The organism is Arthrobacter antioxidans, assembly GCF_023100725.1.
Taxonomy (GTDB): Bacteria; Actinomycetota; Actinomycetes; order Actinomycetales; family Micrococcaceae; genus Arthrobacter_D; species Arthrobacter_D antioxidans.
On the sequence record NZ_CP095501.1, the window covers coordinates 2,286,440 to 2,308,403 of the forward strand.

20 protein-coding genes and 2 tRNA genes are annotated in these 21,964 nt (G+C 70.4%); 9 read left to right on the plus strand and 13 right to left on the minus strand.

Translation table 11 applies throughout. The features are described from left to right. Nucleotides 1-211: 211 nt before the first annotated feature. Together leuD and leuC are read right to left on the minus strand one after the other, a co-directional pair. Entirely contained in the window at nucleotides 212-811 is a 600-nt protein-coding gene (gene leuD / locus MWM45_RS10470; RefSeq protein ID WP_043445904.1) for a 3-isopropylmalate dehydratase small subunit, read from the minus strand. Nucleotides 812-820: 9 nt separating this feature from the next. Continuing rightward, nucleotides 821-2,305: a 3-isopropylmalate dehydratase large subunit gene (leuC, locus tag MWM45_RS10475; RefSeq protein ID WP_247826394.1), complete on the minus strand. Its 1,485-nt coding sequence runs from the start codon at nucleotides 2,303-2,305 to the stop codon at nucleotides 821-823. 145 nt (nucleotides 2,306-2,450) lie between these two features. Between leuC and MWM45_RS10480 the strand changes: the two genes are divergently transcribed. The 3 genes from MWM45_RS10480 to MWM45_RS10490 all read left to right on the plus strand — a co-directional run bounded on the left by MWM45_RS10480 (nucleotide 2,451) and on the right by MWM45_RS10490 (nucleotide 4,447). Beyond that, complete coding sequence (locus MWM45_RS10480) at nucleotides 2,451-3,170, plus strand: IclR family transcriptional regulator (protein ID WP_043445906.1); 720 nt, start codon at nucleotides 2,451-2,453, stop codon at nucleotides 3,168-3,170. Between the two features lies 1 nt (nucleotide 3,171). After that, on the plus strand, nucleotides 3,172-3,723 hold the full coding sequence (locus MWM45_RS10485; protein ID WP_247826395.1) for a DUF1697 domain-containing protein: 552 nt from the start codon (nucleotides 3,172-3,174) through the stop codon (nucleotides 3,721-3,723). Between the two features lie 76 nt (nucleotides 3,724-3,799). Next, a complete protein-coding gene (locus tag MWM45_RS10490; protein WP_247826396.1) occupies nucleotides 3,800-4,447 on the plus strand; it encodes an MBL fold metallo-hydrolase in 648 nt (215 codons plus the stop codon). An 84-nt stretch (nucleotides 4,448-4,531) separates the two neighbouring features. On the opposite strand, the gene MWM45_RS10495 is transcribed toward MWM45_RS10490, so the two are convergent. Continuing rightward, the gene (locus MWM45_RS10495; RefSeq protein WP_247826397.1) at nucleotides 4,532-4,924 is read right to left on the minus strand and encodes an SHOCT domain-containing protein; all 393 of its coding nucleotides are present in this window, start codon (nucleotides 4,922-4,924) and stop codon (nucleotides 4,532-4,534) included. A 181-nt stretch (nucleotides 4,925-5,105) separates the two neighbouring features. Here MWM45_RS10495 and MWM45_RS10500 point away from each other — a divergent pair, with 181 nt between their 5' ends. Then, a complete protein-coding gene (locus tag MWM45_RS10500; protein WP_247826398.1) occupies nucleotides 5,106-5,666 on the plus strand; it encodes a potassium channel family protein in 561 nt (186 codons plus the stop codon). Nucleotides 5,667-5,702: 36 nt separating this feature from the next. Here MWM45_RS10500 and MWM45_RS10505 read toward each other — a convergent pair whose 3' ends face one another. The 8 genes from MWM45_RS10505 to MWM45_RS10540 all read right to left on the minus strand — a co-directional run bounded on the left by MWM45_RS10505 (nucleotide 5,703) and on the right by MWM45_RS10540 (nucleotide 13,412). Continuing rightward, complete coding sequence (locus MWM45_RS10505; protein WP_418909684.1) at nucleotides 5,703-7,670, minus strand: dynamin family protein; 1,968 nt, start codon at nucleotides 7,668-7,670, stop codon at nucleotides 5,703-5,705. Then, nucleotides 7,667-9,481, minus strand: a complete 1,815-nt coding sequence (locus tag MWM45_RS10510) for a dynamin family protein (RefSeq protein WP_247826399.1) — start codon at nucleotides 9,479-9,481, stop codon at nucleotides 7,667-7,669. The genes MWM45_RS10505 and MWM45_RS10510 overlap by 4 nt, the downstream gene beginning before the upstream one ends. A 150-nt stretch (nucleotides 9,482-9,631) precedes the next feature. Next, nucleotides 9,632-9,704 (minus strand) — tRNA-Glu (locus MWM45_RS10515). Nucleotides 9,705-9,769: 65 nt separating this feature from the next. Beyond that, a tRNA-Gln gene (locus tag MWM45_RS10520) sits at nucleotides 9,770-9,841 on the minus strand. A gap of 69 nt (nucleotides 9,842-9,910) precedes the next feature. Beyond that, entirely contained in the window at nucleotides 9,911-10,651 is a 741-nt protein-coding gene (locus MWM45_RS10525) for an HAD family hydrolase (RefSeq protein ID WP_247826400.1), read from the minus strand. A 74-nt stretch (nucleotides 10,652-10,725) separates the two neighbouring features. Next, on the minus strand, nucleotides 10,726-12,234 hold the full coding sequence (gene gltX, locus MWM45_RS10530) for a glutamate--tRNA ligase (RefSeq protein ID WP_247826401.1): 1,509 nt from the start codon (nucleotides 12,232-12,234) through the stop codon (nucleotides 10,726-10,728). Nucleotides 12,235-12,317: 83 nt separating this feature from the next. After that, nucleotides 12,318-13,091, minus strand: a complete 774-nt coding sequence (locus MWM45_RS10535; RefSeq protein ID WP_247826402.1) for a fumarylacetoacetate hydrolase family protein — start codon at nucleotides 13,089-13,091, stop codon at nucleotides 12,318-12,320. Between the two features lie 180 nt (nucleotides 13,092-13,271). Then, a complete protein-coding gene (locus tag MWM45_RS10540; protein WP_156135178.1) occupies nucleotides 13,272-13,412 on the minus strand; it encodes a hypothetical protein in 141 nt (46 codons plus the stop codon). 210 nt (nucleotides 13,413-13,622) lie between these two features. Here MWM45_RS10540 and MWM45_RS10545 point away from each other — a divergent pair, with 210 nt between their 5' ends. Together MWM45_RS10545 and MWM45_RS10550 are read left to right on the plus strand one after the other, a co-directional pair. Next, nucleotides 13,623-14,654, plus strand: coding sequence for a hypothetical protein (locus tag MWM45_RS10545; RefSeq protein ID WP_247826403.1), 1,032 nt, complete (start codon nucleotides 13,623-13,625; stop codon nucleotides 14,652-14,654). Between the two features lie 284 nt (nucleotides 14,655-14,938). After that, nucleotides 14,939-16,516: a putative bifunctional diguanylate cyclase/phosphodiesterase gene (locus tag MWM45_RS10550; RefSeq protein ID WP_247826404.1), complete on the plus strand. Its 1,578-nt coding sequence runs from the start codon at nucleotides 14,939-14,941 to the stop codon at nucleotides 16,514-16,516. 107 nt (nucleotides 16,517-16,623) lie between these two features. Here MWM45_RS10550 and MWM45_RS10555 read toward each other — a convergent pair whose 3' ends face one another. Together MWM45_RS10555 and MWM45_RS10560 are read right to left on the minus strand one after the other, a co-directional pair. Beyond that, nucleotides 16,624-17,730 (minus strand): branched-chain amino acid aminotransferase, encoded by a 1,107-nt coding sequence (locus tag MWM45_RS10555; RefSeq protein ID WP_247826405.1) that lies wholly within the window; start codon nucleotides 17,728-17,730, stop codon nucleotides 16,624-16,626. Nucleotides 17,731-17,827: 97 nt separating this feature from the next. Beyond that, complete coding sequence (locus tag MWM45_RS10560) at nucleotides 17,828-18,880, minus strand: 3-isopropylmalate dehydrogenase (RefSeq protein ID WP_247826406.1); 1,053 nt, start codon at nucleotides 18,878-18,880, stop codon at nucleotides 17,828-17,830. 112 nt (nucleotides 18,881-18,992) lie between these two features. Here MWM45_RS10560 and MWM45_RS10565 point away from each other — a divergent pair, with 112 nt between their 5' ends. From MWM45_RS10565 to MWM45_RS10575, 3 genes are all read left to right on the plus strand, one after another. Continuing rightward, nucleotides 18,993-20,198, plus strand: a complete 1,206-nt coding sequence (locus tag MWM45_RS10565) for a sensor histidine kinase (protein WP_247826407.1) — start codon at nucleotides 18,993-18,995, stop codon at nucleotides 20,196-20,198. Nucleotides 20,199-20,270: 72 nt separating this feature from the next. Further along, complete coding sequence (locus tag MWM45_RS10570; protein ID WP_269076545.1) at nucleotides 20,271-21,038, plus strand: response regulator; 768 nt, start codon at nucleotides 20,271-20,273, stop codon at nucleotides 21,036-21,038. A 149-nt stretch (nucleotides 21,039-21,187) separates the two neighbouring features. After that, nucleotides 21,188-21,964, plus strand: coding sequence for an ABC transporter ATP-binding protein (locus tag MWM45_RS10575; RefSeq protein WP_247826408.1), 777 nt, complete (start codon nucleotides 21,188-21,190; stop codon nucleotides 21,962-21,964).

The window sequence follows — 21,964 nt, forward strand, 5'->3', positions numbered from 1 at the left end:
TACGTTGAACCCCCGCGAACCCGGAAATACCCCCTCCAAGCATAGGAGTACCGTCGGGCAGACAAAAAACAAGGGTACTGGGTGCACTCCCAGCTCCCCTACAGGAACCTCCGGGACCACGCGGTCATTCCTCCCGGGCCCGGCCGTGGCCCGTGAAGTGCGCGACAGCAGCACGTACCACGATGCGACGGGTCGACGCCGACGCGCGGCGTCAGGTGCGCACGGGGAGGGTGGTCGGTTTGTGGGACGGGCGGCGGGCCTCGAACGCCGTGATGTGCTCCTCCTGCCGGAGCGTGAGGCCGATGTCGTCGAGTCCCTCCAGCAGGCGCCACCGCGTGTAGTCGTCGAGCTGGAAGGGGGCACTCACGGAACCGCACTGCACCATGCGCGCCTGGAGGTCCACCGTGACCGTGGCGCCCGGCTCGTTCTCCAGGACCTTCCAGATCAGTTCGATGTCGTCCTGGGCGACCTGCGCCGCGACGAGCCCCTGCTTTCCCGAGTTGCCGCGGAAGATGTCCGCGAAGCGTGATGACAGCACGGCCCTGAACCCGTAGTCCTTCAGCGCCCACACGGCATGCTCCCGCGAGGACCCGGTGCCGAAGTCGGGCCCGGCCACCAGGACGGAACCGCGGGAGTAGGGCTCGCGGTTGAGGATGAAGTCCTCGTCCTTGCGCCAGCCGGCGAAGAGGGCATCCTCGAACCCCGTCCGCGTGATGCGCTTGAGGTAGACGGCCGGGATGATCTGGTCGGTGTCGATGTTGCTCTGGCGCAGCGGGACGCCGATGCCGGTGTGCGTGGTGATCTTGTCCATGGCGGGCTCCTAGGCGGCGGTGACGGTGGACGGGGCGGCGTGGGCGCCCGTGCCGTGGGCTTCGGTGCCGGCGGGTCGCGGAGGCAGGTCCGACGGCGAACTGAGGGTGCCGCGCACCGCGGTGGCGGCGGCCACGACCGGCGAGACGAGGTGGGTCCGGCCGCCCTTGCCCTGACGGCCCTCGAAGTTCCTGTTCGACGTCGACGCGCAGCGCTCCCCCGGGGCCAGCTGGTCCGGGTTCATGCCGAGGCACATGGAGCAGCCGGCGAACCGCCATTCCGCCCCGAAGTCCTTGAAGACGCGGTCCAGGCCCTCGGCCTCGGCCTGCAGGCGCACGCGGGCGGACCCCGGGACCACCATCATCCGCACGGCCGGGTCCTTCTCGCGTCCCCTGATGATGTCGGCGGCGATCCGGAGGTCCTCGATGCGGCTGTTGGTGCAGGAGCCGAGGAACACGGTGTCCACCCGGATGTCCTTCATGGGCGTGCCGGGCTGCAGCGCCATGTAGTCCAGCGCACGGCTGCACGCGGCCTTGTCGTTCTCGTCGGCGAAGTCCTCGGGTGACGGCACCGCCCGCGAGAGCGAGACCCCCTGCCCCGGGTTGGTCCCCCAGGTCACGAAGGGCTCCAGCTCGTTCGCGTCGAGGAAGACCTCCGCGTCGAAGACGGCGTCGTCGTCGGTACGCAGTTCACGCCACTCGGCGACCGCGGCATCCCAGTCCGCTCCCTCCGGCGCGTGCGGACGGCCCTCCAGGTACGCGAACGTCGTCTCGTCGGGGGCCACCATCCCGGCGCGCGCACCCGCTTCGATCGACATGTTGCAGATGGTCATGCGCGCTTCCATGGACAGGGCCCGGATGGCCGAGCCGCGGTACTCGAGCACGTAGCCCTGCCCGCCGCCGGTCCCGATCTTGGCGATGACGGCGAGGATGATGTCCTTGGAGGTGACGCCCGGCTTCAGCGTCCCCTCGACCGTGATGCCCATGGTCCTGAACGGCTTCAGCGACAGCGTCTGCGTGGCCATCACGTGCTCCACCTCGGAGGTGCCGATGCCCATGGCGAGCGCACCGAAAGCGCCGTGGGTGGAGGTGTGCGAGTCGCCACAAACGACGGTCAGTCCGGGCTGGGTGAGGCCGAGCTGGGGTCCGACGACGTGCACGATGCCCTGCTCGGCGTCGCCGAGCGAGTGCAGCCGGACGCCGAACTCCCTGCAGTTCGCGCGAAGCGTCTCGATCTGGGTGCGGCTGGTGAGATCGGCGATGGGCTTGTCGATGTCCAGCGTGGGCGTGTTGTGGTCCTCGGTGGCGATCGTCAGGTCCGGACGGCGCAGGGGCCGTCCGGCGAGGCGGAGGCCCTCGAAGGCCTGCGGCGAGGTGACCTCGTGGACGAGGTGGAGGTCGATGTACAGGAGGTCGGGCTGCGCTTCAGCGCCGACGACGTCGCCCTTCCGCACCACGTGTGCGTCCCAGACCTTCTCTGCCAGTGTCTTGCCCATGACGATCGTCCTTTTCCGCTCCGGCACCGGACCCCGGTAGGGGGCGGCGGCCGGAACTCATCGTGCCGTCAACTCAACCAGCGCCCGCCGAGGAGTGCCACTCCTGCGGCTTGCGTCTCAGATTATGAGACGGCAATATCATCCTATGGACAATTCTAGCGGTGTCGGAGTCATCGACAAGGCCGCCCTCGTGCTCGACGCCCTCGAGGCCGGGCCCACCACCCTCGCCCAGCTCGTCGCCTCGACCGGACTGGCCCGCCCCACCGTCCACCGGCTCGCCCTCGCCCTGGCCCATCACCGGCTGGTGGGCCGGGACATGCAGGGCCGCTTCGTGCTCGGCAGCCGGCTCGTGGAGCTTGCCTCCGCCGCCGGCGAGGACCGCCTGATCGCCTCCGCGGGGCCGGTGCTCCTGGGCCTGCGCGACGCCACGGGTGAGAGTGCCCAGCTGTTCCGGCGGCAGGGCGAGTGGCGCGTCTGCGTGGCGTCCGCCGAGCGTCCCGTGGGACTGCGGGACACCATCCCGGTGGGAACCCAGCTGTCCATGAAGGCCGGGTCCGCCGCTCAGTGCCTCCTGGCGTGGGAGGACCACGACCGCCTGCTCAAGGGCCTGCAGGACGCACGCTTCACGCCGACCGTGCTGGCGGGCGTACGGCGCCGCGGGTGGGCGCAGAGCCTCGGCGAACGGGAGAACGGCGTGGCCTCCGTCTCGGCGCCGGTCCGCGGTCCGTCGGGCCGCGTGATCGCCGCCGTGTCGATCTCCGGGCCGATGGAACGCCTCACCCGCCAGCCCGGCCGCATCCACGCCGAGGTGGTCTCGGACGCCGCGCGCCAGCTGACGCTCGCCGTGGCGAAGGCAGCCGACTGACGTGGACGGGGACACCCCCGGCACCGGGCATCGCTATGCGATCTTCCTGCGGGGCGTGAACGTCGGCGGGATCACCCTCCGCATGGCCGACCTCCGGGACCTGCTCGCCGGCCTGCCGGTGAGCGACGTCGCCACGGTCCTCGCGAGCGGCAACGCCACCTGCGCGTCCGCGCTCGGTGGCGAGCAGCTCAGGGACCGGGTGGAGGAGGCCCTGCGTGCACGCTTCGGCTATCCGGCGCGCGTGATCGTCGTCGAGCGTGCGGAGCTCGCGGACATCGCGGCATCGGTGCCCCGCCGGGAGGATGCCGACTCCCACACGTACGTCACGCTGTTCAGGGGCCCGAAGGACCAGGCGGCCCTCGTCGCCGAGGCCCGCGGCCTCGGCGAGGAGCCGGTGGCCCTCACCGGTGGCACGGCCATCGCCTGGTTCCCGCCGAAGGGCAGGTCCACCGACGTCCCCCTCGCGAAGCTGCTCGCCCGGGCACGGCACGCGGCGAACTCGACCACCCGCAACCTCAACACCGTGGACAAGGTCCTGCGCCTCCTGGCGTGACGGGCGGACGCACGCCTCTTGGTAGGGTTCGAGCACGCCGTGCGGCCGATCGTACCGACCCAGCCGAAGGACACCCATGCGCCTCATCGCCCAGGACTGCCACCAGCTCGAGCATCAGAAGGGCTCCCACGGCTTCGTGGTGGCCGGCGCCGGCCGGGCCGCCGTGATCGACCCCGGCCTGGCCTTCGGGTTCGACGGCGTCATCGCCGAACTGCGGGCCGGCGAGGCGACGACGGGCCCGATCACGGACATCGTGCTCACCCACTACGACATCGACCACGCCCAGCTGGCGCGGCGCCTCCAGGAGGCCCTCGGTGCCACCGTCTGGATCGGTTCCGCCGACGCCGACGTGGTGCGCGGCCGCATCAAACCGAAGACCCGTCTCCGGCGAGTGCTACGGCGGATCGCCCGTGTCCGGCTCCCGGACGGCGTCCGGGAGCTCACCGGCGCCGGTGAGATCTTCCCCGGGCTCGCGTACTTCCCGACCCCCGGCCACACCCCGGGCCACTACGCCTACCAATGGCGCGGGGTCCTCTTCACGGGCGATGCCGCCAGGGTGTCGGCGGACGGGACGGTCAGGGACTTCTACGCGCCCCTCATCGATGACAAGCCCGTCGCCGCGCGGACCGTCCGGCTCCTCGCCGACCGCATCCGTACGGGCTCGGTGGAGTGGGTGTGTTCGGGCCACAGCCCGATCGCCCGGACCCCTGCCCGCACTCCCTGATCCGCGCTCCCGGAGCTCCTGCTCCCGCTCATGGCTGATCCCGTCCTCCGGGACCTGCCCGGGGGACGGGATCGCTCGGTGCGCTCAGACCGAGGCCAGTGCGCGATCCTTCAGCTTGACGAACTCCGGCTCCGTGATGGCGCCGGCTTCGAGCAGTTCCTTCGCCTTCGCGATCTCCTCGGCCGACGTCGGCTTGGCGACGCTGCGGACGTAATTGTCCATCGACTCCTGGGCCGCCTGCCTGCTGGCCAGTTCGCGGTCGGCCATGCCCCGCCCGCGAGCCAGAAGATAGACCACGGAGGTGATCAACGGGATGAAGATCAGGCCCACCATCCAGAGCGTCTTCATCCAGCCCGAGAGCTCACGATCCCGGAAGAGATCGACGATGATCTGAAACAAGACGATCAGGTAGGCGAAGAACACCATGATCGAGAAGGACAACCAAATGATGTTCCAAATGTTCTCCCAGAATTCCATCTGTCCACTCCTGTCAGAATTTTAAACGCCGCGAGGACAGACGGACCGGCGCGGCTTGGGTATCACAAGTGTGGTTATCCGCCGGTGCACGGCAAAGGGCCGAAGGTCCTGATCGCGCCCCCACCGCGCGGGTATCGCGCCCACCCGGAGAGGGCCGTGAAGGCCGGAGGTACCATGAGGCATGGGTGGGAAAAGCCTCGGAGAGAGCAGCCCCGCGTTCTTCCGCGAACTCGACAGGACAAGCCGACGTCGGGCCGTCCTCGGATCCATCGTGCGCGTCACGACCTTCTGCGCGGTTCTCCTCGTCCTCTATTCGGTAATTCCCATCGGGGGGTTCAACGACGCGAATCCCGCGGGCGCGTGGATCCGGCTGATCGCCATCATCCTCGTCTTCCTCGGCGTCATGGCACTCGAACTGAGGATGATCATGTCGTCGCGGATCCCCCAGATCCGGGCCATCGAGGCCGTGGTGGAATCCGTCCTGATCCTGCTGTGCCTCTTCGCGCTGCTCTACCTGTCCATCTCGACATCCGACCCGGCGTCCTTCAGTGAACCGCTCAGCCGGATCGACTCCCTCTACTTCACGACCTCCACCTTCGCGACCGTGGGGTTCGGCGACATCACTCCGCAGAGCGATCTGGCCCGGGCGCTCCTGTCCGTCCAGATGCTGGCAGACCTCGCAGCCCTGGTCCTGATCGGGAAGGTCACGTTCTTCGCGGCCTCGAGGCGGCTGACGGAGTAGTCCCGGGACGCCGGCGCTGCCTCAGCGGCGCTGCACTCAACCGCGCTGCGAAGCCGCACGCACGGCGGCGCTGAAGGCGTTGCAGCGCTCCACCTCGCCGAGGACGGGCTGCAGGACGACGTCGTCCGCCACGCGGTAGCAGGCAGCCAGCAGCTTCCTGCGCACCCTGGCCGCGCGCCTGCCCGCCCGCCAGCGCGCGAGGACCGACGCGACGACCCCGAGCAGGACGCCGGCCGCGAGACCGTCGAGGATCAGCAGGGTGGGCAGGGGGAAGCCCTCCACCCGGGGCACCTCGAAGGCCGGCAGCTGCAGGAATGCAAGCCCCGCCAGGAGCCCGAGCCACAGCAGTCCCGTCACGAGGGCCGCGAAGGCGATCCACTGCAGCACACCGATGATGCCCCACCACCTGCTCCGGCCGGTCTCGAGATCGGTGCCCGTGACGGCCGTGTCGAGGGCGTCCGTGAGCTCCGCGGAGGTGTTCAGGGCCGCGTCCCGGACGGAGCTGCGCCACGGATCGCGGAGGCCCCCGGCCGCGGCGTCCCCGAAGACGCGCAAGGCCTGGCCCACCCGCGCCTGCTGCGCCGGGTCCCGGACGGGGAGCGAGGAGCGGCGGAGCTCGGGGACGACGTCCTGCCGTCGCAGGTTCAGCCGGCGCAGGGGATCCGGTCGGAGACTGGCCAGCCAGCGGGTCACGGGCCAGCCCGTGGTCGCGTGCACGTCCCGGCGATAGGCACTCCGGACGGCGTCCACCACCACGGGGACACCCGCCGCCCTGCCGAGTTCGTCGGCCAGGGCTGCCCGCGCGGCGGCGGACGGTGCGGCGGTGCGCTCCGCCGCGAACGGGAGCAGGTCTCCTGCCGCCCGCTCGGCGTCCGCAGCGACCCTGCGCATCGCCGCAGCGCGGCTCTCCGCGAGTGCCCGGACGGCTCCGGCGAGCTCGCCGACCCCCTGGCCCGTCCGCGCGGACACGGGGACGACGTCGACCCCCGGCAGTCCCTCGTCGGCGAGGATGCCCGCGAGGGAGGACAGCACGGCCTCGAGGTCCTGCGGGTCCAGGCGGTCCGCCTGGTTGAGGGCCACGAGAGTGACCGCCTCGTGGGTCGCCAGCCCCCGGAGAAAGCCGTGGTGGAGCGCCGCATCGGCGTACTTCTGGGGGTCGACCACCCAGAGCAGCACGTCGACCTGGCCCGCGAGCCGCTCGACGGTCTCCCGGTGCGCAACCGCCGTGGAATCGAAGTCGGGCAGATCCAGGAGGATCAGCCCCGCGGTGTCGGGCATCGCGGCCGGCGCCTGCCGGGTCGGCTCCGGGCCGACCGTCGACATCGGGCCCCTGCGTCGCCGGCGGAAGAATCCGCGGCGCGCCGCCCGCTCGCCGGAGTCGGAACCGGGCTCTGCCGCAGTGCCGTCGTCCTGCGCGTCCTGCGCGTCCTGCGCGTCCTCGGGGCCGGCCTCGGCTTCCCGGACGTCCTGCGTCACGCATCCGTCCCGGCCCTCGGCGCCGGGGTGTTTCTCCCGTCCGCCGACGCCGGCACGCCCGTCGAGCGCGGCGTCCGTGCGCGCTCCCCCGCAGGACACGGCCTCGAGCAGGTGCTGTTCCTGGGCGGGGCCTCCCGCGACGAGCGGGGCACCCTCCGGCAGGGCGACGCGCTGCCGGACCTCCAGCCAGTCGAGCAGCTCGTCACTCCCGCTGCTGCCCCAGACGAGGGCCAGCGGTTCCGATGTGGTGGGGCGCCGGACCGCGACCCGCGCTGCGCCCGTGCCGCTCAGTGCGTTGACGAGCGAGGACTTGCCGCTGCCGGTCGGCCCGAAGATGCCCACCACCGTGTGGTCCGCCGACAGCGCCCGGCGCCGGCCTGCGCGCTCCAGTGTTCGGCGGAGCCGCTCGAGCTCCTCCTGCGGGAGCCGGTCCGCGCCGAGCTCATAGGCCTCCTGCAGGTGTGCCAGCGCCTCGGACAGCGAGGCGGCTGCCCCGGTCTCCGTGGTGTCCTGTCCGGGACGGTTCACGCGACGCCCCCGGCGTCGGAGGGTTCCGCCGGCAGCGCCGTGCGGAGCCGGCTCGCCAGGACGGTGAGCGCCTCGGCGGAGGTCTGCAGCGCCAGAGGGTGCAGGCACCGATCGTAGGCCTCTCGTTCGCGGCGGAACAGCGCCTCGACGCGCTGGTACAGGTTCCGGCGGGCCGTGGCGGCCAGCCGACGGACGGCGTCGTCGCCGAAGACCGCCTCCAGGAGCTTCTGGCCCGCGACCGCGGACGCCCCGGCGATACCGATCTCCCCGCCCGTGAGCCCTCCCGTCGACGCGAAGACCACCACCATCAGTGCCACGGCGACGCCGTTGACGCCGAAGGAGAGCATGCGGGCCGTGAAGCGCTTGTCCGCGCCCTCGGCCTGGACGAGCAGCAGGATGTCCTGCTGCCACTCCCGGATCTCCCGGGCCACCTCGGCGGACACGGCGGCGGCGTCCCAGGCCGGGACGTCCTCGAGCAGCACCCGGCCCGCGTGGTCGGCGCGCCAGCGGCGGCGCGTGGTCTCGTCCGCGCGTGCCGCCTGCTCGACGATCACCGTCTGCAGCCCGCTGCCGATGGCCTCGGCGACGGTCGCCGCCGGAGCCGGGCGTCCCGTGAAGAACGCGCTCACCCGGTCGCGTGCCCGGCCGATCCTCGTCTCGAGGCCGCGCATGAACTCACCGGTGCCCACGAAGTCCTGCCAGCGGGCGAGGACCTCCCCGCGCAGCAGCTTGCCGTCCTCCGTTGCCGCGAGCACGTCCGCCAGGGCGTCAGCGTAGGCGCGCTCCACCGCTGCACGCAGGGCGTCGGCGGCGGACTGCTCCTGGTCGGCGGCGTCGGCGATGGCGTCGATGCGACCCGCGAGGGCGCGCATGGCACCGCTGACCGTCCGACGCGCGATATCCCGCCGCCCGTCGGCGTCGGCAGCCAGCGCCTGCAGCCACCGCGTGATCGGCTCGACGGCGTGTGCCGGCAGCATCCGCGACGGTTCGAGCGTCATCTCGGGGACCACGAAGATGGGAGCGTGCCCGAGGTTCTCGGCCGACAGCAGGGTCAGGAGGTCGCTCCTGATCTCCTCCTCCACACCGGCCGGTACCCGGTCCAGCACGACGGCGACGAGGACGTCCCGGTGGCCTGCCTCCGCCAGCAGCCTCCAGGGGACGGCGTCCGCGTAACGGTTGGCGGTGGTCACGAAGATCCAGAGGTCCGCCGCCGCGAGCAGCTGGCCGGCGAGTCTGCGGTTCTCGTCCGCGATGGAGTCCACGTCAGGGGCATCCAGGAGCGCGAGGCCGGGCGGCAGCGTGGACGTGGGGCGCAGCAGCAGCGTGTCGGGTCCCGAGGCCCGGTGGAGCGCGGCGGGCGCCGCCGTGGGTGAACCGCCGGCTCCGTCGCCGTTCCGGTCGTCGTCGTCCCTGTCGTCGTCGGCAGCGAGGCGGACCCGGCTGAGCGTGGGCAAGACCCGCGCGTCGTCGAACCACGCGCCGTCGTCGGGGTGATGGAGCAGGAGCGGCTGGCGGGTGGTGGGGCGCACGGCGCCGGTGATGGAGACGGGTCGGCCCACGAGGGCGTTGACGAGTGTGGACTTCCCGGCTCCGGTGGATCCGCCGACGACGGCGACGAGCGGGGCGTCCAGGCTGGCGAGCCGGGGAAGGATGTAGTCGGTGAGCTGTGCGCGTGCGGCCGCCGCCGATTCGCGTGCCTCGACCGATCCGGGAAGTTCGAGCGCGAACGCGAGACTGTCCAGCGCGGCGCGCACTTCGCGCAGCAGCGGGGAGAGCCCGCGGGCTTCGCCGGCCAGGGAAGGTGCACTCATGAAACCATCATGCCAGTCCCCCGCCTAACACCCCGGAAGTCCTCGCCTTCCCCGAAACAGAGAAGTCCCCGAAACAGAGAAGTCCCGGACATCGTGGTGATGTCCGGGACTTCCCGGTGTCCTGACGGACTGTGCCCTTCCGGGCAAATGTGACCCCAGCGGGATTCGAACCCGCGTTACCGCCGTGAGAGGGCAGCGTACTAGGCCGCTATACGATGGGGCCAGTACTTTCCATCTTACTATGTGTTGCCTCGTGCTTTTGCCATCCCGCCCGGGGGCGGAAGTGCGCTGGGGTACCAGGACTCGAACCTAGAATGTTGGTACCAGAAACCAGTGTGTTGCCAATTACACCATACCCCAATGGCACTTTTCGGAGCTCTGATCGTGCTGAACTCCGGTCGCGTAACCGCTCCGCGCCGAGAAATAACTTTACCGGACGGAGGGCAGGAACTGCAAAACGGGCTCCAGGCCCGCGATGCGCGGCACCTCCTGGGCGTCCCCGGCGTCGGCCGCCGAGCCGCCGTCGGTGCCCGACCCCCGGCCCGTTCCCGCGCGGTCCAGCCACACGCCGACCAGCCCTGCCGAGCGCGCTCCGACGGCGTCGACCAGCCGATTGTCCCCGACATAGAGCGTCCGCGCGGGCGCGGTCCCGAGCAGCCGGGCACCCTCGTGGTAGATCGCCGGATCCGGCTTGGCGACCCCCACGGTGTCGATGCCGACCAGCGTGGCGATGCGCTGCAGGCCGGCGCGGTCCAGCTTCGCCCGCTGGTAGTCGTGCACGTTGTTGCTGACCGCGCCGTACGGGATGCCACGGGCGTCCAGTTCGTCCAGGAGGGGCTCGACGTCGTCGTATGCCCGGAAGTGCAGGGGCAGGGTCTGCTCGTAGGCGCGTACCCAGGCCTCCGCCAGGTGCCCCACGAACGGTTCGGGGGTGAACGCGGCACGGGCGTGCCGGACCCTGTGCACCCTCTGCTCCTCGAAGGTCACATCCCCCGCCAGAAACCGGTCGTAGTGCCGCTGGGGATCCGTCGTGTACAGGGCCTTGTACAGCGCCCAGTCGTCATCGCTCAGGTGGTTCAGGTGCGGGTCCGGGATGGCCTGCAGCGTGTGCCCCATGGCCCCTTCGAGGTCGACGAGGGTGTCGTCGATGTCGAACAGCACGCCGTCCACGACGGGATGGTCCTCCGCGTCCGGGGCGCCCGGCCGGACCCCTGCCGGCCCGGCAGGGCCATGACCGGTCGCCATCATGCGGCCGTCGCGCGCAGCGCCCGGACGCGGGCGATCGAGGACTCCCGCCCGAGGATCACCATCGACTCGAACAGCGGCGGCGAGATCTTGCGGCCGGAGATCGCGGTCCGCACCGGGCCGAAGGCGAGCCGCGGCTTCAGGCCGAGCGTGTCGACCAGCGCGGCGCGCAGCGCGGCCTGCAGCGACTCGGCGTCCCACGTGGAGCAGCCCTCGAGGGCTGCCAGGGTGGCGTCGAGCACCTCGCCGAGGTTCTCGGGCAGTCCCTTGCGGGCGTCGTCGGCGATGTCCACGGCGTCGTCGGCCTTGAACAGGAACCCCAGCATCTCGGGGGCTTCGCCGAGCAGGGTGATGCGTTCCTGGATGAGCGGGGCGGCCTCGGCGACGATGCGCAGGTCCTCCTCGGTGGGATCGGCGCCGATGAGGCCGGCGGCCGCGAGGTACGGCAGCAGACGGGACCGGAACTCGCCCGGATCCAGCAGCCGCACGTGGGTGCCGTTGATCGCCTCAGCCTTCTTGAGGTCGAACCGGGCGGGGTTGGCGAGCACGTCGCGCACGTCGAACTTCTGGACGAGCTGCTCCACCGAGAAGATGTCCTGGTCCGCCGACAGGCTCCAGCCCAGCAGCGACAGGTAGTTCAGGAGGCCTTCGCGGATGAAGCCGCGCTCACGGTGCAGGAACAGGTTGGATTCGGGATCCCGCTTGGACAGCTTCTTGTTGCCCTGGCCCATGACGTAGGGCAGGTGCCCGAACAGCGGCATGTGCTGGGCCACCCCGATGTCGATCAGCGCACGGTAGAGCGCCACCTGGCGGGGCGTGGAGGACAGCAGGTCCTCACCACGCAGGACGTGCGTGATGTTCATCAGGGCGTCGTCGACGGGATTGACGAGCGTGTAGAGGGGCGCACCGTTGGCCCGGACGACGGCGAAGTCGGGGACACTGCCGGCGCGGAACGTGATCTCACCGCGGACGAGGTCGGTGAAGGTGATGTCCTCGTCGGGCATCCTCAGCCGCAGGACCGCGGGACGACCGGCCGACCGGAAGGCGTCCTTCTGCTCCTCGGTGAGCGTGCGGTCGTGGTTGTCGTAGCCGAGCTTCACGTCACGGCCGGCGGCGCGGTGACGCTCCTCCACCTCCTCGGGAGTCGAGAAGGACTCGTAGAGGTGGCCCGCCTCGACGAGGCGGTCGATGACGTCCCGGTAGAGCTCGCCGCGCTGGGACTGGCGGTAGGGCGCGTGCGGTCCGCCCACCTCGACGCCCTCGTCCCAGTCGATGCCCAGCCAGGTCATGGCCTCCAGGAGCTGCTGGTAGCTCTCCTCGCTGTCGCGGGCGGCGTCGGTGTCCTCGATGCGGAAGATCAGCTTGCCGCCGGTGTGGCGGGCGTACGCCCAGTTGAAGAGCGCGGTCCTGATCAGCCCGACGTGGGGGGTTCCCGTCGGTGACGGGCAGAATCGGACCCGGACGGGCGTGGCATCGGAGACGGTGGGGAACTTTGCGGCAGTAGTCATGGTGGTCCCATTCTAGGTGGGCCCACCGGCGGCGGCCTTCCGCCGTCGGACCCGGGACCGCAGGGCCCGACGGCGGAACGGCGTCAGCGACGTGCCGGGTTGGACAGGCGTCCGATGCCCTCGATGTCGACGTCGTACCGCTGGCCGTCGGTGATCATGCCGACCCCGGCCGGCGTGCCCGTGAGGATGATGTCCCCGGGCAGCAGGGTGAAGGCCTGCGAGACGTAGGCCACGAGTTCGCGCACGCCCCAGATCATGTCGCTCGTGGAGCCGTCCTGGCGGAGTTCGCCGTCGAGGCTCCCCCGGACCGTGAGGTTCTCCGGGTCCAGGTCCGTCTCGATCCAGGGGCCGATGGGGCAGGAGGTGTCGAAGCCCTTGGCGCGCGCCCACTGGTCGTCGGTCTTCTGGACGTCGCGCGCCGTGAGGTCGTTGGCGCAGGTGTAGCCGAACACGACGTCGTCCACGCGCTCGAGCGGGACGTCCTTGCAGATGCGGCCTATCACGACGGCCAGTTCTGCCTCGTAGGAGATCTGGTCGGAGAAGGACGGCAACATGATGGGGTCTCCCGGGCCGATCACCGAGGTGTTGGGTTTGAGGAACATGAGCGGCGCAGCCGGCGTCTCGCTCCCCATCTCCTGGATGTGGTCCGCGTAGTTGTGGCCCACACCGACCACCTTGCTGCGGGGAATGACGGGCGCCAGGAGGCGGACGTCCTCGAGGGCGTGGCGTACGCCGGTCAGCTGGATGCCGGCGTAGAAAGGGTCACCCTGGATGACGGCGACTTCCTCGCTGCCCTCGGTCCCTTCCACGACGCCGAACATTGGGTCATCATTTACGACAAAGCGTGCAATTCGCATGCCGCCAAGCCTAACGCGGGCCCCCGCGTCCGGTTGTCGGTGCCGGCGGGTGGTCCGCTGGCAGGCGTTAAGGAGATACCGCGGGCACTCCCTTCCCAGAGAGAGGGTGCCCGCGGTATCAGTCCTGACGCACAGGTGGAAGCGCGGCCTAACGGCACGCGACCATCTGCCGATGAGTGACTAGCCGGGCCAGTTGTTGACGCGGTCCAGCGAGGAGACAGGAGCGACGACGCCGGTCTTGGCCGGAGCGGCATTGGCCGCTGCTGCACTTCCGGTCACGAGGAGTGTTGCGAGGAGGAATGCGGAGGTGATGCGCTTCATGATGTGGTCCTTCTGCGTGTGGTCGACAGTGATGGCAGGGTCTAGCTCACATACCATGAGCGGCCCTGGAATCATCGTAAGCCACACCAGCCACTTTGGTAACAGGTTTTCGGATTTCTTTTTACCCTTCTCCAAATTGTTCGTCCCATGGCGTTCCGATGCCAATAATGGGACGAGTAGCCCGACCGATCCGGAAAGCCGAAGGTGAGCATGACCTATCAGGAAGCAGCGGGACAGCGATTGCTGATGGAACTCCGAGCACGCGAAGCGTGGAGCCAGCGTGACTACGTCACCGCGCAGAATCTCGCCGGGGAGTTGGCAGCATCCGCGCTCGCTGACAGCGACGATCTCGGCTGGTGGAACGCCACTTTCCTCGTGGCCGAGACTTTGCGGAAGCAAGGTCTGATGCAGGAGTCGAGAGCTGTGGCCGAGACGCTGGCCGGCCACGCTCTGACGGTCGAGTCCAAAGCCCTCAGTGCCCGGGTCTCCACGATCCTCTCCCTCGCCCTCCAGGGTTGCGGCGACCTGACGGCCGCTGTCACTGCCGCTCGACAGGCGGTTGACGACGCTTCGGGTGAGATCGACGACGTCGGTGTCCTGGTCGGCGCGCGAAATGCACTCATCGCGGCACTTGCGGACAGCGACCAACTCGACTCCGCCTGGCATGAATGTCAGGCTCTCGACGCACTCCTGCGGTCCGAGCCCTTGAGCCAGACGTCCGGTGTCGGCTATTGGGCCATCGGCAACGTGGCGTTTCTCCTCAAACACATCCCGCAGGGCGTCGAATATCACGGGCGTGCGGCCAAGGCACTCTCTCCTACCAACGACCTCGATCTGTGGGCGCGCTTCAATCGCGCATCGGCGTCGCTCCGACTCACCGCCGGCGTTATCGAGCCCGAGACGCTCGAGTGCATCGAACGGGCGGAACTGGCGAGTTCGATCGTTGGCGGATCGGAGCGGGACTGCCTCGAGTTGAGCCTCACGCGGGCACAGTGGCTCGTGTTGACCGGTCAAGTCGAGGCATCCGTGACACTGCTCAGGTCCATCGTCGAGAAGAAGCGTCTACTGGCTACGCACATGGCGGCGCAAGCCCACTTCCTGCTCGGCCAGGCTCTTTCGGCCCGCGGCGGTGACTCCGGAGCCATCTCGAACCTGGAGGCCAGCGAGGGCCTGTTCCTGCAGTCGGGTGCGGAGGACAGCGCGTCCACGGCCCGGGCCCTGATCGACTCGATCCGGAGCTGAACCGGAGAGATCAGCTCCTGCACGTCGCGTCAAGCAGAATTAATTCCCGATGCATATGCATGCTCTTCCGCCGTACTGGCGTAAGCTTACGAACAGACCCCGGCCGGGTCGGGCGTTTTCCCCCATTACTCCCACCCCGGTCGGGGTTCCTTCGTCTCCGGACCGTGGCGCCGGCCCCAGGTCCTCGATCGCCGCCGGCACGATTCTGGCCGAGCGCTCCCAACGCGCCGTCAGAACAGGCACCTCACCGGATTAGCCGCTCCGCGGAATGTACTCTGGGATCGATGAGCGCTGACCATAAGGACCCCCGCCTCGCGATGCTCGTCGAGAGCATCGTCCGGCTGTCGCGCGGAGAACTGAGCAGCCGCATCGAGCCCTCGACCGCCCGGGACGAGGTGGACGCCGTGATCACCGGCGTGAACCTGCTGGCCGAGGAGCTGGAGCAGGTCTACGAGCAGTTCGAGAAGCGCGTCGAGAGCCGCACGGCCATGCTGCGCCAGGCACACCTCGACATGATGAAGATGGCCATGTCCGATGCCCTGACCGGCCTCGCCAATCGCGTGGCCCTCATGGACGGCATCGAGGAGGCGCTCGCCCAGGCGGCCGCCCACAATGCCGAGCCACCGGCCCTCCTGCTCCTCGACCTCGACAGCTTCAAGAACGTCAACGACCGCTTCGGACACGACGCGGGCGACCGCGTCCTCCGGGAGGTCGCCCACCGCCTCCTCGGCGTGGTCCGCGAGAGCGACCTCGTGGCACGGCTCGGCGGAGACGAGTTCGCCATCCTGCTCCCGGGCGCCACCATGGAGATCGCCATGCAGGTTGCCCGCCGGGCACTCGACGCCCTTGCCCAGCAGATCCGCCTCGACTCCCTGTACGTGCACTCGCGTGCGAGCATCGGAGTGCGCCTCGGCACCGCCGGCCAGACGGCGGACGAACTGCTCCTGGACGCGGACACCGCCATGTACGCGGCCAAGCGGGAGGGCCGCAGCATCATCAAGGTCTTCGAACCCGTGATGCTGTACTCACGCCAGCTCCGCAGCCAGATGGCCACCGAACTCCGCGACGCGATCAGCTCCAACCAGCTCGTCCTGCACTACCAGCCGGTCGTCGAGCTCGCCACCAACCGGATCCTCGGCGTCGAGGTCCTGGTGCGGTGGCAGCATCCCCTCCGTGGGCTGATCCCGCCGGACACGTTCATCCCGCTCGCCGAGGAGATCGGCGTCATCCACGACCTGGACCGCTGGGTGATGTCCTCGTCTCTGCGCCAGCTCGCGACCTGGCGGAGGGATCTCCCGCTCGACGACGACTTCCAGCTGCGGGTCAACCTCTCCGCCGTCGAACTCAAGCAGCTCGACCTCGTCGACCACATCAGGGGACTGCTCCGGGAGCTGGAAGTGCCCGCGCACAGCCTCGTGGTGGAGATCACCGAGACGGCGATCGTGACCCGCGGGGAGGTCGAGATGTACTCGCTGCTGAGCCTGCAGCAGCTCGGCGTCGGGATCGAGATCGACGACTTCGGGACGGGCTACTCCTCCATCAGCTACCTGCGGGAACTGCCGGTCAGCATGGTCAAGGTGGACCGGTCGCTCCTCGTCGAGCTCAACACGAGGCCCGGTCAGCTCGACTTCGTCGCGGCCATCCTGCAGCTCATCCGGGCCGCCGGCCTCGAAGCCGTCTTCGAGGGCATCGAGACCCGGGAGCAGGCCGACCAGCTGAGGTCCATGGGCTGCGCCAGCGGCCAGGGCTACTACTTCAGCCGCCCGATGCCCGCGGACGAGGCGTCGGCCCTGCTCGCCACCACGCGGCACCTGCAGGTCAGCGAGGGCATCGACGACGCGGAGACGGCGTCGTCGTTCTGACTCCCCCGCGGTCCCCGGCCCACCGGGACGGGTGATCCCGGAACGACGACGGCGCCCGTCCGTACCCCTCGCGGGGCGGGTCGGGCGCCGTCGTATCCTCCCGGAGATCAGACCAGGCGCGTGAGCCAGCCGTGCGTGTCCTCGACGACACCGGTCTGGATGCCGAGCAGCTGGCTGCGGATGGACATGGTCACCTCGCCGGCCGGCGCCCCCTCGGCGCCGATGAACTCGTCACCGTCGCGCAGTCGACCGATGGGCGTGATGACCGCGGCCGTGCCGCAGGCGAACACCTCGGTGATCTCGCCGCTCGCGACGCCGTCGCGCCATTCGTCGAGCGTGATCTTGCGCTCGGTGACCTCCAGTCCCCGGTCCCGGCCGAGCTGGATGATGGAGGACCGCGTAACGCCCTCGAGGATGGTGCCGGAGAGGGCCGGGGTGACGATCGACCCGTCGCGGAACACGAAGAACACGTTCATGCCACCGAGTTCCTCGACGGCGTTGTCGTTGAACTGGTCGAGGAAGAGCACCTGCTTGCAGCCGTGCGCCTCCGCCTCGAGCTGGGCCGCGAGCGAGGAGGCGTAGTTGCCGCCGGCCTTCGCCGCTCCGGTGCCCCCTCGGCCTGCCCGCGCGTAGTTGCGGGACACCCAGATGTCCACCGGCTTCACCTCACCGCCGAAGTAGTTCCCGGCGGGCGAGGCGATCACGCGGTAGGACACCTCGCGGGCGGGCCGGACGCCGAGGAACGCCTCGGTGGCGATCATGAAGGGCCGGAGGTAGAGGCTCTCGCCGTCGCCGGACGGGATCCAGTCCTGGTCCGCCGCGACGAGCCGGCGCAGGGACTCGAGGAAGAGTTCCTCCGGCAGCTGGGGCAGCGCGAGGCGGGTCGCCGAGCGGTTCAGGCGCGCCGCGTTGGCGTCGGCGCGGAAGGTCCACACGGAGCCGTCGGCGTGCCGGTAGGCCTTCATGCCCTCGAAGATCTCCTGGCCGTAGTGCAGGACGGCGGCCGCGGGATCCAGGGCGATCGGCCCGTAGGGCTCCACGCGCGCATCATGCCAGCCGCCGACACCCGATGCGTCGACACTGAAGTCGACGATCGCGGTGTGGTCCGTGAAGAAGTTGCCGAAGCCGGGGTTCGCCAGCACCGCCTCCCGCTCCTCGGCCGACGCCCGCTGCGTCGACAGGTGCTGGGCGAAATGGGTATCGGTGGCTGTCATGGTTCCTCCGCGCTGGAACGGACTGCACGCGCGGCTCGGCCGCCGTCGTCCGTCGGTGGTCAGTGCTCCGGCACTGGGTTAATGATGTGTAACCACCTTAGGACACGGCCGCGGCAATAGCATCGCCGACGGCGGCCGTGCTCCGCGCACCGGAGCGCGCAGCGATGTCCTCCTCGACGGCCCGTTCGATCCTCGCCGCCCGGTCGGCGAGGCCGAGGTGCTGCAGGAGGAGCGCCGCGGAGAGGATCGCGGCGGTCGGATCGGCCAGCTGCCGGCCCGCGATGTCCGGCGCCGAGCCGTGCACGGGCTCGAACATGGACGGCGCGGTGCGGTCCATGTTCAGGTTCGCCGACGCCGCGAGCCCGATGCCGCCGGTCACGGCCGCCGCGAGATCGGTCACGATGTCCCCGAAGAGGTTGTCGGTGACGATCACGTCGAAGCGCGACGGATCGGTCACGAGGAAGATCATCGCCGCATCCACGTGCAGGTAGTCATGGGTCACGTCCGGGAAGTCGGCGGCGACGGCCTCCACGGTGCGCTTCCACAGGTGCCCTGCGTACACCAGCACGTTGTGCTTGTGGACGAGCGTCAGCTTCTTCCGGCGCGCGGCTGCGCGCCGGAACGCATCCCGCACCACCCGCTCGACGCCGTACGCGGTGTTGAGGGACACCTCCGTGGCCACCTCGTGCGGCGTGCCGCCGCGCAGTGTCCCGCCGTTGCCGGTGTAGGGGCCCTCGGTCCCCTCACGGACGACGACGAAATCGATCACCCCGGGCCGCGCCAGGGGGCTGGGGACGCCCTGGTACAGGCGGGAGGGCCGCAGGTTCACGAAGTGGTCCAGCGAGAAGCGGAGCTTGAGCAGGAGCTCGCGCTCGATCAGCCCGGACGGGATGCGGGTGTCCCCGGGCGCAGCGCCCACCGCGCCGAAGAGGATGGCGTCATGGCTCCGGAGCCTGTCGAGCGTGGCCTCCGGCAGGGTCTCCCCCGTGGCGAGCCAGTGCTCGGCACCGAGCGGATACTCGGTGAGGTCCAGCTCGACGTCGTCGCCGACCGCCGCGAGCAGCACCTTGACCGCCTCGGCGGTCACTTCGGGCCCGATCCCGTCTCCGGGGATGACGGCGAGGTCGATACTGCGGGGTGCATCAGTCATGATCCCAGCGTAGGAAAGCGCTTCGGGCGGCAGACAATCCGTCCACAGGGTGAGACGGCTCCACCCTGGGTCTGATGTGCGGGGACGCCCGCCCCGCCTAGAGTGGGACCCCATGGACCTCCACCTGCGGCTGGCGCACTGGATCCGCACACATCCGCGAACCATCGATGTCTGCCTCGTGCTGGCGATCCTCCTCCTGTTCGTCCTGCCGTTCGCCGCCGACGGCGTTACGGGGTACACCCTGATCGTCGGCGTGTCGATGGCGCTCACCGTCCCGCTGGTGTGGCGCCGTTCGCGCGTCGTCCTCTCGGCCGGGCTCGTCGCCAGCGTCTCCGTCCTCCAGCTGGTCACCGGGACCGAACCGGTGGCGGCCCAGTTCGTCATCCTCATCACGCTCTACACCCTCGCCGCGCACGGCCCCCGCTGGGCCGGCCTCGGCGGGCTGGGACTGGCCGTCGCCGGCACGGCGATCGGCCTGGTGCGCTACGGGGCCATGATCGGGCTCGGGCCGGGCCAGCCGGTCCTCACCACCGTGCCGCTGTTCCTGATCCTCCTGTTCCTCGTGGAATCGCTCGTGCTGCTCGCCTGGACGCTGGGCGACCTCTCCCGCTCGCGCCGCCTGGCCTACCAGGCCCTCGAGGACAGGACGCGCCGCCTCGAGGTGGAACGGCAGCAGGAGCGGGACCTGGCGGCGGCGGACGAGCGCAGCCACATCGCCCGCGAGATGCACGACATCGTGGCCCATTCCCTGTCCGTGATCATCACGCAGGCCGACGGCGCCCGGTACGCCAGCGCCCAGACTCCGGAGCTCGCCGTCCGCACGCTCGGGACCATCGCGGAGACAGGGCGGGGCTCCCTGCGCGAGATGCGGCGGCTGCTCGGGGTGCTCCGCGGGGACGAGACCGCGTCCACCCGCCCGCTCCCGACGCTCGACGACGTCGATTCCCTCGTCCAGTCGGTGCGCCGGTCGGGGGTCCACGTCGCGTGCCGCCGCACGGGGTCGCCGCGCGGGGACCTCCCACCCGGTGCGGAGCTGACCGCCTACCGCGTCATCCAGGAATCGCTCACCAACGTGCTCCGGCACGCCGGGGCGGCCACCACCGCGGAGGTGGTGCTCGACCACGGACCCCGGGGGCTCGGCATCACGGTCGACGACGACGGCCGGGGTGCCGCGGCCGATCCCGCCACCGCGGGTGCGCGCCAGGGGATCCGGGGCATGACGGAGCGCGTGCGGCTCTATGACGGCTCCGTGGCCGCGGCGCCGCGCTCGGGCGGCGGCTACCGGGTGGAAGCCTTCATCCCCTACACGCAGGCCTGAGGCGCACCGGCCGGAGACCCGGCACCCGTCCACCCCCCCCAAGCACGGCAATCACAGGAGACGACACGCAGCATGGACCGCATCACCGAGACCCCGGCCGGCAGCCACCACGCGGCGGGGACCGCCGACGGCGCCACCCCGCCGATCCGCGTCGCGATCGTCGACGACCAGCACCTCGTGCGCAGCGGCTTCGCCATGCTCATCAACTCCCAGCCCGACCTGCGGGTGGTGAGCGAGGCCGCGAACGGCGAGGCCGCGGTGAGGGCGCTCGCAAGCACGCGCGCCGACGTCGTCATGATGGACGTGCGCATGCCCGGCATGGACGGCATCGAGGCCACCCGGAGGATCCTCGCCGACCGCACCCCACCGGCCGGCGGGAGCGCAGAGGGCGCCGCGGCCGGCCCGCGCATCGTGGTGCTGACGACCTTCGACCTCGACGAGTACGCCCTCGCGGCGATCCACGCCGGCGCCAGCGGGTTCCTGCTGAAGGACGCGCCGCCGGAGGAACTGCTCGAGGCGATCCGGACGGTGCACCGCGGGGACGCCGTGATCGCGCCCTCGACGACCCGCCGCCTGCTCGACCACGTGGCACCGCTGCTGCGGCGTCCCTCCCCCGAGCAGCATGCCCACGCGGAGGCCGTGGCACGACTCACCGTCCGCGAGCGCGAGGTGTTCGGGCTGATCGCGCAGGGCCTGTCGAATCCGGAGATCGCCGCGAAGCTCTTCCTCTCGGAAGCGACGGTGAAGACGCACGTGGGGCACATCCTCGCGAAGCTCGGGGCGCGGGACCGCGTGCAGGCCGTCGTCATGGCGTACGAGACGGGCATCGTCCGGCCGTGACGGTCAGGCCCGCCCGGCCGTACCGGCACGGCGTGGACCGGGGGTGGAGACCGCGGGCAGTCCCCTCATCCCACGGGAGGAGGCCCCGCCCCTGCAATCCCGGACCTGGCGCCGATCCGCCCGACGGCGGGCGTCCCTAGCGTGGAAGCATGACAATCTCCACGAATCTTCCCGGGGCGATCCCGGACTCCCCGGCCGCGTCCTCCGCCGCCGTCGCCGCACGCGCCGTGTCCAAGAGCTACGGCCGGGGTGAGACCGCGGTCCACGCCCTCCGGGACGTCTCCCTCGACTTCGAGCGGGAACGCTTCACCGCCATCATGGGCCCGTCCGGGTCCGGCAAGTCCACCCTGATGCACTGCCTGGCCGGCCTGGACAGCATCGACACCGGCCGGCTCTGGGTCGGGGGCACCGAGATCACCGGGCTTCCCGACGCCGCCCTGACCCGGCTCCGGCGCGAACGCGTCGGGTTCGTCTTCCAGGCCTTCAACCTCGTCCCCACCCTCACCGCCGAGCAGAACATCACGCTGCCGGTCGCACTGGCCGGCGGCACCGTGGACACGGCCTGGCTGCAGCAGATCTCGTCGTCGCTGGGCCTCGGCGACCGCCTCTCCCACCGTCCGCACGAACTCTCCGGCGGCCAGCAGCAGCGGGTCGCCGTGGCCCGCGCCCTGCTGACCCGGCCGGATGTCATCTTCGGTGACGAGCCCACCGGCAACCTGGACTCCGCGACGGGCGCCGAGGTGCTGTCGCTGCTCCGGCGGAGCTGCCGCGAGATGGGCCAGAGCATCATCATGGTCACGCACGATCCCGTCGCGGCGTCCTACGCCGACCGCGTGGTCCTCATGAAGGACGGCGCGCTGGTGGGCGAACTCGAGCAGTCAGCGCCCGACGCGATCCTCGGCGCGCTCGCGACGCTGGGGGCCTGA

Bases quoted from the DNA above. Each gene is read 5' to 3' on its own strand.
- leuD (WP_043445904.1), bottom strand. From the start codon at position 811: ATGGACAAGATCACCACGCACACCGGCATCGGCGTCCCGCTGCGCCAG.
- leuC (WP_247826394.1), bottom strand. From the start codon at position 2,305: ATGGGCAAGACACTGGCAGAGAAGGTCTGGGACGCACACGTGGTGCGG.
- MWM45_RS10480 (WP_043445906.1), top strand. From the start codon at position 2,451: ATGGACAATTCTAGCGGTGTCGGAGTCATCGACAAGGCCGCCCTCGTG.
- MWM45_RS10490 (WP_247826396.1), top strand. From the start codon at position 3,800: ATGCGCCTCATCGCCCAGGACTGCCACCAGCTCGAGCATCAGAAGGGC.
- MWM45_RS10495 (WP_247826397.1), bottom strand. From the start codon at position 4,924: ATGGAATTCTGGGAGAACATTTGGAACATCATTTGGTTGTCCTTCTCG.
- MWM45_RS10500 (WP_247826398.1), top strand. From the start codon at position 5,106: ATGGGTGGGAAAAGCCTCGGAGAGAGCAGCCCCGCGTTCTTCCGCGAA.
- MWM45_RS10510 (WP_247826399.1), bottom strand. From the start codon at position 9,481: ATGAGTGCACCTTCCCTGGCCGGCGAAGCCCGCGGGCTCTCCCCGCTG.
- gltX (WP_247826401.1), bottom strand. From the start codon at position 12,234: ATGACTACTGCCGCAAAGTTCCCCACCGTCTCCGATGCCACGCCCGTC.
- MWM45_RS10535 (WP_247826402.1), bottom strand. From the start codon at position 13,091: ATGCGAATTGCACGCTTTGTCGTAAATGATGACCCAATGTTCGGCGTC.
- MWM45_RS10540 (WP_156135178.1), bottom strand. From the start codon at position 13,412: ATGAAGCGCATCACCTCCGCATTCCTCCTCGCAACACTCCTCGTGACC.
- MWM45_RS10545 (WP_247826403.1), top strand. From the start codon at position 13,623: ATGACCTATCAGGAAGCAGCGGGACAGCGATTGCTGATGGAACTCCGA.
- MWM45_RS10550 (WP_247826404.1), top strand. From the start codon at position 14,939: ATGAGCGCTGACCATAAGGACCCCCGCCTCGCGATGCTCGTCGAGAGC.
- MWM45_RS10555 (WP_247826405.1), bottom strand. From the start codon at position 17,730: ATGACAGCCACCGATACCCATTTCGCCCAGCACCTGTCGACGCAGCGG.
- MWM45_RS10560 (WP_247826406.1), bottom strand. From the start codon at position 18,880: ATGACTGATGCACCCCGCAGTATCGACCTCGCCGTCATCCCCGGAGAC.
- MWM45_RS10565 (WP_247826407.1), top strand. From the start codon at position 18,993: ATGGACCTCCACCTGCGGCTGGCGCACTGGATCCGCACACATCCGCGA.
- MWM45_RS10570 (WP_269076545.1), top strand. From the start codon at position 20,271: ATGGACCGCATCACCGAGACCCCGGCCGGCAGCCACCACGCGGCGGGG.
- MWM45_RS10575 (WP_247826408.1), top strand. From the start codon at position 21,188: ATGACAATCTCCACGAATCTTCCCGGGGCGATCCCGGACTCCCCGGCC.